Origin of the sequence: Streptomyces sp. NPDC098789, from assembly GCF_044759975.1 — a bacterium.
Classification (GTDB): Bacteria; Actinomycetota; Actinomycetes; order Streptomycetales; family Streptomycetaceae; genus Streptomyces.
The window spans coordinates 15,534-31,681 of sequence record NZ_JBIWAJ010000017.1 but is presented as its reverse complement, the minus strand read 5'-3'; the positions used below and the strand labels follow the sequence as shown (position 1 = coordinate 31,681).

General features: G+C 74.4%; 13 protein-coding genes and 2 tRNA genes. 9 read left to right on the top strand and 6 right to left on the bottom strand.

Annotated features, from left to right (window positions below; genetic code table 11):
• The 5 genes from ACIQWR_RS29575 to ACIQWR_RS29555 all read left to right on the top strand — a co-directional run.
• Positions 1 to 182: hypothetical protein (locus tag ACIQWR_RS29575; protein WP_404015686.1), on the top strand; the 182-nt coding region annotated here is incomplete at its 5' end.
• Positions 183 to 455: 273 nt separating this feature from the next.
• The gene (gene cseB, locus ACIQWR_RS29570) at positions 456 to 1,163 is read left to right on the top strand and encodes a two-component system response regulator CseB (RefSeq protein ID WP_404015683.1); all 708 of its coding nucleotides are present in this window, start codon (positions 456 to 458) and stop codon (positions 1,161 to 1,163) included.
• Positions 1,160 to 2,470, top strand: a complete 1,311-nt coding sequence (locus ACIQWR_RS29565; RefSeq protein ID WP_404015680.1) for a sensor histidine kinase — start codon at positions 1,160 to 1,162, stop codon at positions 2,468 to 2,470. The genes cseB and ACIQWR_RS29565 overlap by 4 nt, the downstream gene beginning before the upstream one ends.
• 125 nt (positions 2,471 to 2,595) lie before the next feature.
• Positions 2,596 to 3,381, top strand: a complete 786-nt coding sequence (locus tag ACIQWR_RS29560; protein ID WP_404015678.1) for an ABC transporter ATP-binding protein — start codon at positions 2,596 to 2,598, stop codon at positions 3,379 to 3,381.
• 80 nt (positions 3,382 to 3,461) lie between these two features.
• Positions 3,462 to 6,062 carry an ABC transporter permease gene (locus ACIQWR_RS29555; RefSeq protein WP_404015675.1) on the top strand — a complete coding sequence of 867 codons (2,601 nt, stop codon included), beginning with the start codon at positions 3,462 to 3,464 and terminating at the stop codon, positions 6,060 to 6,062.
• Between the two features lie 79 nt (positions 6,063 to 6,141).
• On the opposite strand, the gene ACIQWR_RS29550 is transcribed toward ACIQWR_RS29555, so the two are convergent.
• Positions 6,142 to 6,214: transfer RNA gene (locus ACIQWR_RS29550), tRNA-Lys, on the bottom strand.
• 176 nt (positions 6,215 to 6,390) lie between these two features.
• Complete coding sequence (locus ACIQWR_RS29545) at positions 6,391 to 6,993, bottom strand: TetR/AcrR family transcriptional regulator (protein WP_404015672.1); 603 nt, start codon at positions 6,991 to 6,993, stop codon at positions 6,391 to 6,393.
• A gap of 97 nt (positions 6,994 to 7,090) precedes the next feature.
• Between ACIQWR_RS29545 and ACIQWR_RS29540 the strand changes: the two genes are divergently transcribed.
• From ACIQWR_RS29540 to ACIQWR_RS29525, 4 genes are all read left to right on the top strand, one after another.
• Positions 7,091 to 7,585, top strand: a complete 495-nt coding sequence (locus ACIQWR_RS29540) for an FBP domain-containing protein (protein ID WP_404015669.1) — start codon at positions 7,091 to 7,093, stop codon at positions 7,583 to 7,585.
• Positions 7,586 to 7,656: 71 nt separating this feature from the next.
• Positions 7,657 to 7,733: transfer RNA gene (locus ACIQWR_RS29535), tRNA-Met, on the top strand.
• 239 nt (positions 7,734 to 7,972) lie between these two features.
• Positions 7,973 to 9,145, top strand: a complete 1,173-nt coding sequence (locus ACIQWR_RS29530) for a PP2C family protein-serine/threonine phosphatase (RefSeq protein WP_404015666.1) — start codon at positions 7,973 to 7,975, stop codon at positions 9,143 to 9,145.
• Positions 9,146 to 9,430: 285 nt separating this feature from the next.
• Positions 9,431 to 10,507 carry a M23 family metallopeptidase gene (locus ACIQWR_RS29525; RefSeq protein WP_404015663.1) on the top strand — a complete coding sequence of 359 codons (1,077 nt, stop codon included), beginning with the start codon at positions 9,431 to 9,433 and terminating at the stop codon, positions 10,505 to 10,507.
• Here ACIQWR_RS29525 and ACIQWR_RS29520 read toward each other — a convergent pair.
• From ACIQWR_RS29520 to ACIQWR_RS29505, 4 genes are all read right to left on the bottom strand, one after another.
• A complete protein-coding gene (locus tag ACIQWR_RS29520) occupies positions 10,416 to 11,864 on the bottom strand; it encodes a PrsW family intramembrane metalloprotease (protein ID WP_404015661.1) in 1,449 nt (482 codons plus the stop codon). The two genes, ACIQWR_RS29525 and ACIQWR_RS29520, sit on opposite strands and share 92 nt — an antisense overlap.
• 56 nt (positions 11,865 to 11,920) lie before the next feature.
• Positions 11,921 to 12,727 (bottom strand): tRNA (guanosine(46)-N7)-methyltransferase TrmB, encoded by an 807-nt coding sequence (trmB, locus tag ACIQWR_RS29515; RefSeq protein WP_404015658.1) that lies wholly within the window; start codon positions 12,725 to 12,727, stop codon positions 11,921 to 11,923.
• Positions 12,728 to 12,863: 136 nt separating this feature from the next.
• Complete coding sequence (locus ACIQWR_RS29510; protein WP_404015656.1) at positions 12,864 to 14,024, bottom strand: FAD-dependent oxidoreductase; 1,161 nt, start codon at positions 14,022 to 14,024, stop codon at positions 12,864 to 12,866.
• Between the two features lie 98 nt (positions 14,025 to 14,122).
• Positions 14,123 to 15,772, bottom strand: a complete 1,650-nt coding sequence (locus ACIQWR_RS29505; protein ID WP_404015653.1) for a sporulation protein — start codon at positions 15,770 to 15,772, stop codon at positions 14,123 to 14,125.
• Positions 15,773 to 16,148: the final 376 nt, after the last annotated feature.

The following is a 16,148-nucleotide window of genomic DNA, read 5'->3' as shown; positions in this document are numbered from 1 at the left end:
CCTCGGGTGGCTTCAACCGTGACGACCGCGGTGGCGACCGTCCCTCCGGCGGCTTCCGCTCCGGTGGCGGCGACCGTCCCTACGGCCGTCGCGACGACCACCGTCCCTCGGGCTCCAGCTCCTTCGGTGGTGGCGACGCCGGCCGTCGCGACGACAAGCCGCGCTGGAAGCGCAACGGCTGATCGTCAGCACCTGTGACACCTGACCCCAGGCGTCCGCTCGGCCCCCACGGCACTCCGGTGCGGTGGGGGCCGAGTGCGTTGTGCGGCCGATTCCCGGCCCGCTCCGGCGGTTCCCGGCGGGCTTTGTATCGGGTGGGCATCGGGGACCGCTTGGGCGGCCATCGGTTCCGCGCGCCGCGCATCGCGCGGCTGCGGCCGGAGCGCGCTCTGCCTATCGTTCTTCACGGGCCCCGCCTTCGCGGTCCCACCCCGCCCGAACAGGAGCCGCCCGCAGTGTCCTCGCCCGAGCCCCCCGTGCGCGTGCTCCTCGTGGAGGACGACGATCTGATGCGCCGGTCCTTCACCATCGCCCTGGAGCGCTACGGCTACGGGATGAAGGCCGCCGCCGACGGGCTGACGGGGCTGGAGCTCTTCCGCGAGGAAGCCTTCGACCTGCTGGTCCTGGACGTGATGCTGCCCGGCCTGGACGGCATCGGCCTGTGCCGCAAGGTCCGCGAGACCAGCCTCGTACCGATCCTGATGATGTCGGCCCGCGGCGACGGGCTCGACGTCGTCGCCGGTCTGGAGGCCGGGGCGGACGACTACGTGGTCAAGCCCGTGGACACCTACGTGCTCGTGGCCCGGATCCGCTCGCTGCTGCGGCGGGCGACCTACGCGCCCGCCCCGCCCCCGGGCCGGTCCGCGGACACCGAGGGGGAGGTGCTCGTCTTCGGGGACCTGACCATCGACACCGGCGGCCTGGAGGTCTCCCTGGCCGGCAGCCCGGTGGCGCTCACCCCGACCGAGCTGCGGCTGCTGCTGGAGTTCGCCGCCCACCCCGGCATCGTGCTGGAGCGGCACACGCTGCTGCGCGAGGTGTGGGAGTACGGCTGGGACGGCGACAGCCGGGTCGTGGACCTGTGCGTGCAGCGGCTGCGCGGCAAGGTCGGCCGGGACCGGATCGAGACGGTCCGCGGCTTCGGCTACAAGTTCAGGCGGTGAGCGCGCTGAGCGCGGTACGTCCCCCGGGCGGACCGCGGCCGCCGCGCGGCCTGCCCCTGCGCTGGAAGATCGCCGCACTGGCCGCCGCCACGGCGTGCCTGGTCGCGGTGGCGGTGGGCCTGCTGGTGCACGTGTGGACCGCGCACGAGATCCGCTACCGCGCCGAACGCAACGCCTTCAACGGCGTGTACGAGGCCATGGACGCCTACCGGCGCACCGGGACCCTCACGGGCGGCGCCCGGCTCGATCCGCGTGACCTGCCTCAGTCGTTGCGCGACCTGAAGGACGACGCGCGACACGTCTCCTACGGCGGGAACCTGCCCGGCAGCATGGATCCGACGGTCTGGGGCGCGCAGCGGACCGCGGGACCGGGCAGTCCGGTGCTGGCCGTGCAGATCGCCATCCACAACGACTTCCAGGACCTGTACCGGCTCGACGCGACCATGGCCGTGGCCTCGGTGATCGCCCTCGCCGTGACCACGCCGCTGGCCGTGTTCGGGGCGGGGCTGCTCGGTCGGCGGCTGGGGCGGGTCTCCGAGACCGCGGCCCGGATCTCCGCCGGGGACCTGGACGCCCGTACCGGCCCCACCAGGGGCGGTGACGAAGTCTCCGACATCGCCGCGACCGTCGACCTGATGGCGGACACCCTCAGCCGCAGGCTGCGCGACGAACGCCGCTTCACCGCCGACGTGGCCCACGAGCTGCGCACCCCCGTCGGCGGGTTGCTGGCCGCGGCCGACCTGCTGCCGGCGGGCGAGACGGAGGACCTGCTGCGGGCCCGGGTGCGCGACCTGCGGGGCCTGGTCGAGGACCTGCTGGAGATCTCCCGGCTGGACGCGGGAGCCGAGCGGCCGGTCCGCGCCCGGGTCCCGCTCGCCGCGGTGGTCACGGAGGCGGTGGCCCGTACGGGCTTCGACGCCGAGGTCATCGAGGTCGACGGGAGCGGCGGGAGCGGCGGGGGCTTCGGGGGCGGCGCCGGGGCGACCGTGGAGACCGATCCGCGCCGCCTCGAACGGATCGTCGCCAACCTCGTCGTCAACGCGCACCGGCACGGGGGCGCGCCCGTGCGGGTCACCGTCGACGCGGGGGCCCGTACGGTCGTCGTGCGCGACCACGGGCCCGGCTTCCCCACGGACCTGCTGGCCGGCGGCCCGCGCCGCTTCCACACCGGCGCCGCCGAGCGCGGTACGGGCCACGGGCTGGGCCTGACCATCGCCGTGGGCCAGACCCAGGTCCTCGGCGCCGTACTGCTGCTGGAGAACGCGCCGGACGGCGGCGCCGTGGCCACCCTGCGGCTGCCCGGCTGAGGTCCCGCCTCCCCTACACGACCGGTACGCGCCGGAGCGCCGGCCGATACACGACGGACCGGGCGCCGATACGTTCCCCGGACACCCTTCGGAGTGCACCGTCCGCGCCCGTAGAGGAGTCCTTCGTGACCGCCGAACCCCTTGCCCCGTACGCACCGCACGTGAGTCCCGGGACGGCGGCCGCCACCACGGACCTGACCAAGGTCTACGGCAGCGGCGACACCCGCGTCGTCGCCCTGGACCGGGTCAGCGTCTCCTTCCGGGAGGGCGAGTTCACCGCGATCATGGGTCCCTCCGGCTGCGGCAAGTCGACCCTGATGCACTGCGCCGCCGGGCTCGACTCCTTCAGCTCGGGGTCCGTGCGCATCGGGACCACCGAACTGGGCGCGCTGAACGACCGCCAGCTCACCCAACTGCGCCGCGACCGGGTCGGGTTCATCTTCCAGGCGTTCAACCTGCTGCCCACGCTGACCGCGCTGGAGAACATCACGCTGCCGCTGACCGTCGCGGGCCGGCGGCCCGACCGGGCCTGGCTGGACCGGGTCGTCGCCATGGTCGGCCTCGCCCAGCGACTCGGCCACCGGCCCGGCGAGCTCTCCGGCGGGCAGCAGCAGCGCGTCGCGGTGGCCCGGGCGCTGGTCTCGCGCCCCGCGATCGTCTTCGGCGACGAGCCCACCGGCAACCTCGACTCGCGGGCCGGGGCCGAGGTGCTCGGCTTCCTGCGGGATTCGGTGCGCGAGCTGGGTCAGACCGTGGTCATGGTCACCCACGACCCGATCGCCGCGGGCTACGCGGACCGGGTGCTCTTCCTCGCGGACGGCCGCCTCGTCGACGAGATGGCGCGACCCACCCCGGAGCGGGTCCTGGACCGGATGAAGGCGTTCGACACCCGCGCGCACACCGCCGGCTGACCGCCCGGAACCGCACCGGCCGCCCGCTCGTCCGCCCGCTCGCACCCGCCGAGCCCGCACCCCCACAGGACCCGCACCCCATGTTCCGAACCGCCCTGCGCAACGTGTTCGCGCACAAGGCCCGCCTGGTGATGACCGCGTTCGCGGTCATGCTCGGCGTCACCTTCATCACCGGAAGCCTCGTCTACGGCGACAGCCTGAACCGCGCCGCCACCGCCCGGGTGACCGACGCCTTCCGAGGCGTCGACGTCAGCGTCTTCTCCCACGACACCCGCGCGGGCGGCGGACCGCGGGCGGGCGTCGACGCCGCGACCGTGGCCGACCTGGCCAAGATCGAGGGTGTCCGCACCGCCTCGGGCCGGGTGAACGGCTTCGCCGCCGTCGCCGACCGGGGCGGCCGCCTGCTCGGCAGCGGCTCGCAGCACAAGGCCGGCAACTTCACCCCGGGCGCGGACGGGAAGGACCCCGCCTACGGCTTCACCCAGGGCTCCGGCCCGACCCGCGACGACCGGATCGCCCTCGACGAGAAGACCGCCGCGAAGGGCGGCTTCCGCCTCGGCGACACCGTCCGCGTCGGTACGAACGAGGGCGCCGCCAGTTACACCCTCAGCGGGATCTTCCGCGCCGACGGGCCCGAGACGTCCACCGGCGACAGCCTGACGCTGTTCACCGACGCCACCGCCCAGCGGCTCTTCCTCCAGAGCGGCCGCTTCGAGAGCGTCGTGCTGACCGCCGCGCCCGGCACGAGCGCCCAGCAGCTGCTCGGCCACGTCGAGGCGAAGCTGCCGCAGGGCCTCGGCGCGGTCACCGGAGCCCAGCTCGCCCGGATCCAGACCAACCTCGCCACCGGCGAGAGCGACACCATGAGCCAGATCCTGCTGGGCTTCGCCGCGGTCGCCCTCTTCGTCGCCACCTTCCTCATCTCCAACACCTTCACCATGTTGGTCGCCCGGCGCACCAGGGAGCTGGCCCTGATGCGGGCCGTCGGCGCCTCGCGCCAGCAGGTGCGCCGCATCCTGCTGACCGAGACCCTGCTCGTCGGCGCGCTCGCCTCCGCGGCGGGCATCGCCCTGGGCACGGGGGTCGCCCTGGTGCTCCAGAGCGCCTTCGCCACCGACGGAGCGCCGGCCGCCCCGCTGGTCCTCACCCCGACGACCGTGATCGTGGCCCTGCTGGTCGGCACCGCCCTGCCGATGGTCTCCGCCTGGCTGCCGATCCGCCGGGCGATGGCCATCCCGCCCGTCGCCGCGCTCAGCGCGGCCGAGCCCGCGGCGCCCGCCCGCACCGCCTCCCTGCGCACCGGCCTCAGCGCCGCGCTCGCGCTCACCGGCACCGTCGCCGTGGTCTACGGCGCCCTCAGCACGGCGGAGGACAACCGGCTGGTCATCGGCTGCGGCGCGGTCCTCACCCTGGCCGGGGCGATCGGCTTCGTGCCGCTGCTGTCGCGCCCGTTCGTCGCCCTCCTACGGCCGCTGCTGACCCGGCTCCACCCGGTGTACGGCGACCTCGCCGCCCGCAACACCGTGCGCGACCCCCGGCGCACCGGAGCCACCGCGGCCGCGCTCGCCATCGCCCTCACCCTCGCATCGGGCCTGTCCGTCGTCGGGGCCTCCGCCGCCCGTTACCTCGACCGGGCGACCGTCCACGACTTCGCCGCCGACTACCTGGTGAAGCCCGCCGAGGGCGGCGCGGGGCTGACCCCCGCCACCGCGGCGCCGCTCGCCAAGGTCCCCGGCCTCGCCTTCAGCCCGCTCAACCAGTCCACCCGGTACCGGCTGGCGGGCGCCCCGTCCGTACTGACCGGCGTCGACCCGGCCACCATCGGGCGGCTGCTGCGCTACGACATGGTCGAGGGCTCCCTGGACTCCCTGGCCAAGGGCCAGATCGCCGTGGCCGACTTCAAGGCGGCGAAGGAGGGCTGGCACGTCGGCCAGAGCCTCCCCCTGGAACGACCGAAGCCCCAGGAGGAGGCCGGCGCTCCGCAGGACGCGGGTGCTCCTGGCGGCAAGCAGGACGCGGGAACCCAGCGCGGCTCCGTCACCATCGGCGCGATCTACCGGGCGGACGAGCAGAGCAACCTGCTGCCGAGCATCACCGCCGCCGACTCCCTCGTCGCCCGCTACGACCCGACCCCGCACACCGACGGCATCCTGATCGACACCGGCGGCGGAGCCGACCGGGCCGCGCTCGGCAAGGTCGTCCGCGCCCTCGGCGACAACCCCGCCCTGGCCGTCCTCGACGCGGCGGACCTCCAGGCCCGCGAGAGCGGCGGCATCGGCCAGCAGCTCAACGTCTTCTACGCCCTGCTCAGCATGGCCCTGGCGATCGCCGCCCTCGGCATCGCCAACACGCTCGCCATGTCCGTACTCGAACGGCGCAGGGAGATCGGCACGCTGCGCGCCCTCGGCGTGGACCGCCCCGGGGTGGCCCGGATGATCCGCCTGGAGGCCCTCGTCCTCGGCGCGCTCGGCGCCTCGGTCGGCACCGTCCTCGGCGTCTTCCTCGGCTGGGCGCTCGGCCACACCCTCCAGGAGAACGTCGTGGGCTACGCCCTGGTCATCCCCTGGGGCCGCCTCGCGCTCGGCGTGCTCATCGCCATGGCGGGCGCACTGCTCGCCTCGCTCTGGCCCGCCCGCAGGGCGTCCCGCGTCGACATCCCGGCGGCGATGACGGAGCAGTAGCCGACGCCCCCGCGGCCCGCCCCGGAAACGAACGAGCGCCCCACCTGGCCGAAACCGGGTGGGGCGCTGCCGTGAGCTGTAGGCCATGTCGGACTCGAACCGACAACCAACGGATTAAAAGTCCGCTGCTCTGCCAATTGAGCTAATGGCCCGCGGAGTGCTCACCCCAGAGCATAGCCGGAGAGGGGCGCGAGGCCGATCGGGTATCGCCCGGAGTGGCTCCGGCGGTTTCCCGCCACGAGCCGTTCGGGCGAACGGCCGGGCGCGGGTGGCGGGTTCGTCGGGGTGGCGCTGCTTGGCGCGTCAAACCCTGCGTGCGGGAGCCGAGTTAGGCGCCCGGGGTGTTCGGGTCGGTGCCCGGGTCCGTGCGCGGCCAGTCGGTCAGCAGGGCGTGCAGGGCCGCGGTGATCCGGCTCCAGGACTCGGGGACGGCGCGCGGGTGGCCGAAGGAGCCGGTGGCCTCCAGGGCCGCGAAGCCGTGGAAGGTGCTGCGCAGCAGTCGGACCGCGTCGGTGAGGTCGGGTTCGGGCAGGGCGTAGGAGTGCAGCATCGACGCCGTGAACCCGATCATCCGCTGGTGCCCGGGCGAGGCGGCGACCACGTCGGGCGGGAGCCGCAGCTGCGTGGCGGCGTATCCGCCGGGGTGGGTGAGGGCGTAGGCGCGGTAGGCGTCGGCGAAGGCGGTCAGCGCCTGTTCCCCGGCGCGGCCGGCCAGGGCCTCGCCGAGCCGGTCGGCGAAGTCGGCGGCCGACCGTACGGCGAGGCGGGTGCGCAGGTCGTCGAGGCCGCGGATGTGGGAGTAGAGGCTGGCGTCCTTGACGCCGAGGCCGCGGGCCAGGGCGGAGACGGTGACCTGGTCGAGGCCCGCGGAGTCCGCCAGCTCGGCGGCCGCTTCGACGATCCGGTCGGGGGTGAGGCCTGCTCGGGACAACGTCCGACTCCTTGGGTGGATCTGGGTGGGTCTCTGCGATCGACGATAAGTATTAATCATTTGCCTAGATGCCCTAGGCAAACTTACCGTGGGTGTCATGAAGGCACTGACCGAGAAGGACATCCGGGGCTCGTTCGTGAACTGCTCCAAGGGCGAGGCGGCCCGGATCCCGCTGCCGCGGGACCTCGCCACCCGGCCGTGGGAAGACCTCGACTTCCTCGGCTGGCGCGACCTGTCCGCCCCCGACCGCAGCTACCTGGTGACCGGCGGGTCCGACGGCGGCGGACCGGTCGGGGTGACGCTGCGCTTCCCGTCCGTCAAGCGCGGGGCGCTGCACCGCAGCATGTGCGGCCTGTGCCTGACGATCCACCCCAGCAGCGGCGTCTCGCTGATGACCGCCCGCAAGCGCGGCAAGGACGGCCGCGAGGGGAACTCGCTCGGCCTCTACATGTGCACCGACCTGGCCTGCTCGCTCTACGTGCGGGGCAAGAAGCTGCCGGAGCCGGGCGGCCGGTTCGAGGAGACGCTGACCGTGGACGAGCAGATCGAGCGGATGGCGGGCAATCTGTCCGGGTTCCTGGCCAAGCTGTGAGGCCCGGACGGCCCCCCGGCCCTTAAGTGGTCGAGGGGCCGTCCCGGATGGCGTAGAGTTGGGTTTACCGACGCGGGGTGGAGCAGCTCGGTAGCTCGCTGGGCTCATAACCCAGAGGTCGCAGGTTCAAATCCTGTCCCCGCTACCAAAGCCCTCAGGGGCGAAGACGAAGGCCCGGATCCTCACGGATCCGGGCCTTCGTCGTTCCCGCGCACTTCCGTGCCTGTCTGTCTGTGCGTGGCCGTGCGGGTCCGTGTGGGGTCCCGCGGGTGCGGTTCACCCGGACGCTCCGGCCGCCTCGCCCGACGCCGCCGGAGCCCACAGTCTTGGGGGGCGAGGCGGCAGCGGCCCGTGCCCGTGCGAGGGAGCCGGCAGGAGAACACCTTGGTGGGGCTGGGTCAACAGGGCGACGAGAGCGGCACGGCCATCACCGGCACGAGCCGGCTGACCCGGCGCTTCGTGCGGATGCTCCCGGTACTGCTGGTCCTGCTGGGCCTGGTCTTCGACGTGGCCACCCCGCCCAACTACACGGGCTCGCCCTTCTTCTCCGCCGCCCCGCTGGTCGCCGCGCCCCTCTTCGCCCTCGGTACGACCGTGCTGACCGGCGCCTTCGCCTCGCTCGCGGTGATCGCGCTGCACGTCCGCAACGGCACCACCTGGCGGGGCGAGGCCATCACCGAGCTGGTCACCGTCCTGACCGTCTCGGTGCTCGCCATCCTCATCAACCGGGTGGTCCGGCGCAGCGGCGCCCAGCTCGCCTCCGCGCGCGGGATCGCCGAGGCGGCGCAGCGCGCGGTCCTGCCGACGCCCGCCGACCGGATCGCGGGCCTGCACATCGCCGCGCGCTACGTGGCGGCGGAGGCGGACGCCTTCATCGGCGGGGACCTGTACGCCGTACAGGACACCCCGTACGGCGTACGGCTGGCCGTGGGCGACGTACGGGGCAAGGGCTTGGGCGCGGTGGAAGCGGTGGCGGTGGTCCTCGGGGCCTTCCGGGAGGCGGCCGAACAGGAGCCCGCGCTGGAGGGGGTGGCCCGGCGCCTGGAGCGGGCGCTGGCCCGGGAGGGCAACCGGCGCGACAGCCTGGACGCCGTCGAGGGGTTCACCACCTGCGTGCTGGCCGAGATCCCCCGCGGGACCGGGACCCTGCGGATCGTGAACCGGGGGCACCCCGAACCGCTGCTGCTCGGCCCGGACGGCTCCTTGGCGGTGCTGCACCCGGGCGAGCCGGCGCTGCCGCTGGGCATGGGGGAGCTGGGCAGTTGGCCGGACCGGGCCGAGGAGTGGGCCTTCCCGGCGGGCGCGACCCTGCTGCTGCACACCGACGGGTTGAGCGAAGCCCGGGACGGGGCGGGGGAGTTCTACGATCCGCCGGCCCGACTGCGGGGGCGGATCTTCCCGGGCCCCGAGGAGGTGCTGGACGCGCTCATCACCGACGTGCGCCGCCACACCGGCGGCGGGGCGACGGACGACCTGGCGCTGTTGGCGGTGGCCCGGCCGGGGGAGGGGCAGCCGATGCGGCGGAGGACGGTACCGGTGGTGCGGCGTGACGGTGGGTGAGCGAAAGGGCGCACTCCGCAAGTTATTTGACGGACCATCATGAAGACCGTGTGGCTGGAGGTACACAAAAACGTGTGCCATTTTGTCGCTGTTCAGTAGGTAAAGGACTGGAAAGTCCAGGCCAAAGCCGGTCGCCGGGTGGCCGATTGGTATGAACGATCAATCGCAACTGCTTGGAATCACTCCCTGGTGTCTATTACCGTTCGATAACGCAGCGCGGTCGCCACAACCGTCGCAAGAGACGGCACAGTGCGCGTGCGCGCGGATTTCGAGGAGTGTGCCCCGGTGCCGTCCCAACTGCCCGCCCCCGACGGCGTCGAGGTCCAGGAATCCCCCACCGCCGGCGCTTGGGGCGAGTGGAATCCGACCGAGGACTCGGCCCGCCCGGTGCGCGGCAAGCACCGCGTGGCGCGCCAGCGCGGCGGACTGGCCCGCAGCTCCACCGTGCTCGGTGTGGGCGTCATCGCGGCCGTCGGCGCGGGCGGCATCGCCACCGCGCAGGGTCGCCCGCAAGTGGCCATCAGCATCCCGTCGCTGGGAGACCTGAGCGACCTGACCGGCTCCGGCGACGCGGCGGGCGAGGGCGCGGGGCGCGCCGGGGACGGTTCGGCCAACGGGATCGTCCGCAGCGGCGCCGAGGGCGCGGGTCGGGTCCAGGAGCAGCGGGCCTCCGGTTTCGACGCGGGCGAGGTGCTGCGCCACCGGATCCTGCAGCAGGCCGAGTCCCAGCAGGACGCCGCCGCGGCCACGGCCAAGGCGGAGGCCGAGCGGACCGCGCAGCAGGCCGCCGCGGAGGAGGCCAAGCAGAAGCAGGCCGCCGCCGCCGAGGAGGCGGCGCGCGCCAAGGCGGAGGCGGAGGCCAAGGCCCAGGAAGAGACGAAGGCGAAGGCGGCCGCGGCGCAGCAGCAGTCGGCCGACGCGGGCCCGTCCGCCTCCGGCCCGTCCGGTTCCACGGCCCCGACCGCCGGCGGGTACGCGCTCCCCACCTCGGCCTACACCCTGACCTCGCACTACGGCGACGCCGGCTCGATGTGGTCCTCCGGCATGCACACCGGGCTCGACTTCGCCGCGCCGACCGGCACCCCGGTCAAGGCGGTGCACGACGGGAAGATCATCTCCGCGGGCTGGTCCGGCTCGTACGGCTACCGGATCGTGCTCCAGCTCTCCGACGGCACCGAGGTCTGGTACTGCCACCTCTCCTCGATGTCGGTGACCTCGGGCACGGTCTCCACCGGCGAGACGATCGGCCGGGTCGGAGCCACCGGCAACGTCACCGGACCCCACCTCCATCTGGAAGTGCGTACGGACGGGGCGACGCGTGACCCGCTGGCGTGGCTCCAGGGCAAGGGCCTGAACGTCTAGGACCGGGAACGGGAGCGGGACCGGGAACGGTGACGGGAGCGACGACTGCAACCGCTTCCGCGACCGCGACCGCAACCGCTTGTGCTTCCAGGGGTCGAACGACCTCGTGCGCCACGGGGGTCGCCCGCATCGGCGGCCCCGCGGCCGTCGTCCGCGCCGGTGGCGCCGCGCACAGCTCCTCCATGACGGCCGCCCTGGCCAGCGCCGGGCCCGCGGCCGCCCGGGCCCGCCACAGCCGTTCCAGCAACTCCCGCTCCCGGTCCGCGAAGTCCGCCACGCGCCGCGGACCGCCGCTACGGGCCCCGTCGCGCAGCAGGGCGAGGGCGGCCGCGTCCGCCGTGTAGGCGGCGACCGCCCGGGCCGCCTGCCGCCCGCCCGCGCTCCGGGCCAGCGCCCGGGCCAGGCTGCGGGCGGGCACCGACGCGAGCGCGGCCGCCTCCGCGGGGCCGAGCCATCCGGCGCCCGCGTAGACCCTCAGCTCGCGCGCGACCGTACGCAGTTGACCGCGCCGGATCCGGACGGCCAGCCCCACCAGCGCCGCGAAGACCGGGACCATCACGCAGCCGTAGACGACGTAGAAGCCGTACGCGCCCAGCTCGGACGAGCTGTTCCACAGGGCGTGCGCGCCCATGGCGAGCCCCAGCCCCAGCGGCGGCAACCAGGTCCGCAGCGGGCGGCGGGCGCTGCGCGCGGCCAGGCCCAGACCGAGCCCGGTCAGCGCGGTGAACAGCGGATGGGCGAAGGGCGACAGCATGATCCGCACGAAGAAGGTGGCCGCCGTCGTGGAGTCGAGCACGGTGGTGCCGCTGTCCAGGTCCTCGCCGAAGGCGTTGCCGAGGTAGAGGATGTTCTCGGTGAAGGCGAAGCCCGTGGCGGTGAAACCGGCGAGGACCAGCCCGTCCGCGGGACCGGTGAAGTGTCGTCTTCGGAAGGTGAACACCAGCAGCAGGGCGGCTGCCTTCGCGCTCTCCTCGACGACGGGGGCGACCGCCACCGAGCCGAGCCGGTCGGCGGCGGAGGGATCGGTGGCGGCCGCGGCCATCCACTCGCTCGCGAAGTTGTTGGCCACTATGGCGATCAGCGCCGCGGTACAGGCCCCCCACCCCGCGCAGAACAGCAGCCGGGACCAGGGCAGCGGCGCGGCCCGCCCCAGCCACCGGAACGCCGCCATGAGCGGCGCCACCGGGAGCAGGGCCAGCCCGAGCCCGACGAAGAACCCGGCGGTGCCGGTCTGTTCCCGCACCAGCTCCAGGATGGCCACGCCGGACAGGCTCACGCAGGAGAGCAGGGCGACGCGCACGCACGTGCGGACCGCGCCCGACGGACGTGCGAGCACACCGGGGAGCGCTCGGAACACGTCATCACCCTAGCGAGCGGGTCCGACACGCGCAGTGACGTTGGCCGTTATCCCCGTTACGGGGTACGGCGGAACAGGAGGTCGTGTACGACGTGCCCCTTGTCGAGCCCCTGGCCCTCGAAACGGGTGAGCGGCCGGAAGTCGGGGCGCGGCGCGTAACCGCCGTCCGCCTGCGTGTTCTCGAACAGGGGGTGCGCGCCGAGGACTTCGAGCATCTGCTCGGCGTACGGCTCCCAGTCGGTCGCACAGTGCAGCACGGCCCCGGGGGCCAGCCGGGTCCCGGCCAGGTCGAGGAACTCGGGCTGGATGAGGCGCCGCTTGTGGTGGCGGGCCTTGGGCCACGGGTCCGGGAAGTAGACGCGCAGTCCGGCGAGGGAGTCGGGCGCCAGCATCTCGCGCAGCAGGATGATCGCGTCGCCGTTGGCGACCCGGATGTTGTCGAGGCCGCCGCGCTCGGCGAGCGCGAGCAGGTTGCCCTGGCCGGGCGTGTGCACGTCGGCGGCCAGGATCCCGGTGTCCGGGTCGGCGGCGGCCATCTGCGCGGTCGCTTCGCCCATGCCGAAGCCGATCTCCAGGACGACGGGGCGGCCGTCGAAGAGCTTGTCCAGGTCGATGACCTCGTGCCCGTCGATGTCCAGGCCCCAGGTCGCCCACTTGCGGCGCAGCGCCTCGCCCTGGCCGGTGGTCACCCGGCTGCGGCGCGGCTGGAAGCTGCGGATCCGGCGCTCGTGGTGCGAGCCCGCCGGGTCGGGCGCGGGCCCGTCGGGAAACCGGGGCTCCGTGCGCCAGCGCGGCGGAACGTGGGGAGCCGCCCCCTCGGGGGCGTCGGGGGTACCGGGCTGCGGATTCAGTGACTCAGACACAATGCCCCGATTCTACGACCCGCCCGTCTCCCCCACGCTTCGAAGGTCCCACCCTTCGAAGGCCCCCGGCCTCGAAGGCCCCCCCGCCCGACCGGGTCCGCCGGTACGGGCCGGGCGCCGACCCCGGGGGGCCGGTTCAGTCCCGCGGCATCCGCAGCATCCGCAGGGCGCGGCGGGCCACCGCGCTCCCCACCGGCAGCGCGCCCGTCACCCCGGGCAGCGCCACGTCCACCACGTGCACCGCGCCGGGCGTCTCCCGGACCAGGACCTCGTCCACCGGCGTCCCGTCCGGGCGGACGGCCCGGGCCCGCAGCCCGGCGGCCCCCGCCGCTGGTACGAGGTCCGCCTCCGACACCCCGGGCAACACCCTGCGCACCGCCTCCACGAACTCCCGCTTCACCGGCACCGCCCCGGCACCGGTTCCGCTTCCGTGCCCGGCCCCGGCTGCGGCGGCGGGCCCGGGATCGGACCCCGCCGCGATGTGGACCTCGCCGTCGATCCCGCGGAGCAGGTGGACCCCGGGGAAGGGGCGCGTCGGGTCCGGGAGCGCGTCGATCGGGCCGCGCAGCAGCGAGGGCCGCGCCAGGTCGTAGTACTCCCCCCGGAACGCCGAGATCCGCACCCCCGGGTCGTCCCCGGCCAGCCGGGCCACCCGGTCGCTGCGCACCCCGGCGCAGTTCACCAGCACCTTCGCCCGCAGCACCTCGCCGGAGGCGGTCCGCACCGCGACCCGGCCCGGCCGCCGCCGGATCCCTTCCGCCCGCGCCCCGTACCGGATCTCCGCGCCGGAGGAGCGCGCGAGCTGCGCCGCCAGCCGGCCGTGGTCCACGACCGCGGTCGTCCCGACCCGGATCGCGGCCAGTGCGCGGACTTCCGGTTCGTACTCCCTGATCTGCTCCGGACCCAGCTCCCGCACCGGTACCCCCAGCCGGCGGCCCCGCTGGACCAGCGCGTGCAGCCGCGGCAGCTCGGCCCGCTCGGTGGCGACGACCAGCTTCCCGGTCACCTCGTGCGGAATGCCGTGCTCCGCGCAGAAAGCGGCCATCTCGGCCGCACCCCGCACCGCGTAGCGGGCCGTGAGCGATCCGGGCCGGTGGTGGATCCCGCTGTCCACGACCCCGCTGTCGACCGCCCCGCTGTCGACCGCCGCGCTGTGGAGTCCGCCGCGGGGCCGGACGGGGTCGGCCCCCCGCTCCTCCAGCACCACGACCCGCGTGCCCGGGGCGAGGCGCGACAGCGCGTGCGCCGTCGACAGGCCGACGATCCCCCCGCCGATCACCAGCACATCGCAGTCCACGTCGCTGTCACCTCCCACCTCCGCATACTGCACCCCACCACTGACAACGCTGCGCGGGAGCGGTGCACGGGAGCACTGCACGGACGCGGTCGGGCCGTCTACGCCGGAGTCACCAGCAGCGGCCGGGCCCGCTCGCGCAGCTCGGCGACGCGCGGCTCGTCGCCGTACGGCTCCAGCCGGTGCAGCAGGTCCCGTACGTACTCCGTGGTGCGCGCCGAGGAGATCCGGCCCGCGACCTCCACCGCCCGGGTCCCGGCCGCGCAGGCGGCGTCGAGGTTGCCGGACTCCAGCTCGGCGACCGCGCTCACCACCAACCGCAGCCCGTGCGAGCGCACGTACTCCTCGGTGGGGCGCGACAGTGCCTGTTCGGTGAACCGCCGCACCTGCCGGGGCAGTTTGAGGTCCCGGTAGCATTCCGCCGCATCCGCCGCGAAACGGTCGTACGAGTAGAAACCGAGCCAGGTCGGATCGGGGTCCCCCTCCCGCGCCCGCTCCAGCCAGCCCTCCGCCGCCCGCAGCGCCCCGCCGGCGGCCACCGGATCGCCCGACTTCGCGTGCGCCCGGGCCTCCACCAGCCGGAAGAAGCTCATGGTGCGGGCCGTGGCCAGCCCCCGGTTGCGCTCGACGGCGGCCTGCGCGAGGTCCACCCCCTCGTCCGGGAAGTCCCGGTAGGTGGCCTGGAGGGACATCGAGGCCAGGACGTACCCGCCGAGCGGTACGTCGGCGGCCGCGCGGGCCAGGCGCAGCGCCTGGATGTAGTAGCGCTGGGCCGCCTCCTGTTGGCCGGTGTCGAAGGCCATCCACCCGGCCAGCCGGGTCAGCTCGGCGGTCGCCCCGAACAGCGCCCGGCCCACCTCGTCGGTGTAGGAGCCCAGCAACAGGGGGGCCGCGTCCACCCGCAGGCACTCGGGGACCATCGAGGAACGCCAGTCCCCGCCGCCGTACTTGGAGTCCCAGCGGCGCGCGTCCTCGGCCGCCTCGCGCAGCTTGGCCACGTCGCTGTGGCCGACCCGCTGCGGGGTCGGGTCCGGGGAGTGCGCGGCCGTCGACTGGCCGGGCGCGCGCGGCGTTTCGGCGCCGGACTGCGCGGGCACAAAGGAGGTCGGCGGCGATGTGACCGGGACCACGGGGCCACCGCCCGGAGCGCCGCTCGCCGCGCCGCCCGACGTGCTGCTGCCCGCCGTGCCGCCCGTACCGCTCGTACCTCCCGCAGGATGCCCAGCACCCGCACCGCCCGCCGCACCGTCCGAGAGAAGGGGGGCCGGAGCATTGGCCTCACGCGCGACCGAGCCGTCCGCCGGAGATATCAGCCAGCGCGAGGCGGGCGTCGCGTACGCGGCCACGGAGAAGGAGCCGGCCAAGGACTGCCAGATCCCGCCGCCCCCGCGCCGGCCGGCGAGGTCGAGGCGGTAGAGGTCGGTGGCCGAGCGCACCGCCGCGCCCACATCGCGCGGGAAGGCGAGGCCGACCTCGGGCGCCGGGTCCGCGTCCGCCAGTCCGATCTCGTGCAGCGGTACCGGCCGCCCCAGCTTGGCGCCGATGGCGGCGGCGATGAGATGAGGGGCCGCGCCCTGCGGCACCATGCCCTTGGACACCCACCGGGCGACCGAGGTCTTGTCGTACCGCAGCGTCAGTCCACGCTGCGCCCCGAGGTCGTTGACCCGCCGGGCCAGCCCCGCGTTGCTGATGCCCGCGAGGGCGAGGACGGCGCCGAGCTTCTCGTTCGGCTCACGGAGCTCCCTGGACATGCGCCACCCCTCGTCACACACGTGGAACGCAGACCGTCGTCGGGGCATAGGCGCCCGGCAACGTAAACCCAGCGTAGTTCGCCGCATCCCAAGCGTTAAGGCCCCGCCTTCCGGATGGCGAGATTGTTGTCCGTACGCACAGTCGGGACCGGGGTCGTGCCCGGGGCGCACGTGTCAGTGCGTGCTCCGCCCGTGTGGCCGTGCGCCCGCCCGTGCGCTCTGCCCCGCCCCGGGGCCCGGCGATTCGATGTGCGGTGCGTGGGTCGGCCCGACGCGTGGATCCGGCGGGCCGGGAGGGACCGCCGCCTCAATCCCCGCGGGTGGCGGTACGGTCCGGGAGGTGGACGCCGCTTCCCGGACCGCGCCCCCGCGCGGG

Coding starts and splice junctions, on each gene's coding strand:
- ACIQWR_RS29555 (WP_404015675.1), top strand. CDS start 3,462: ATGTTCCGAACCGCCCTGCGCAACGTGTTCGCGCACAAGGCCCGCCTG.
- ACIQWR_RS29540 (WP_404015669.1), top strand. CDS start 7,091: ATGAAGGCACTGACCGAGAAGGACATCCGGGGCTCGTTCGTGAACTGC.
- ACIQWR_RS29505 (WP_404015653.1), bottom strand. CDS start 15,772: ATGTCCAGGGAGCTCCGTGAGCCGAACGAGAAGCTCGGCGCCGTCCTC.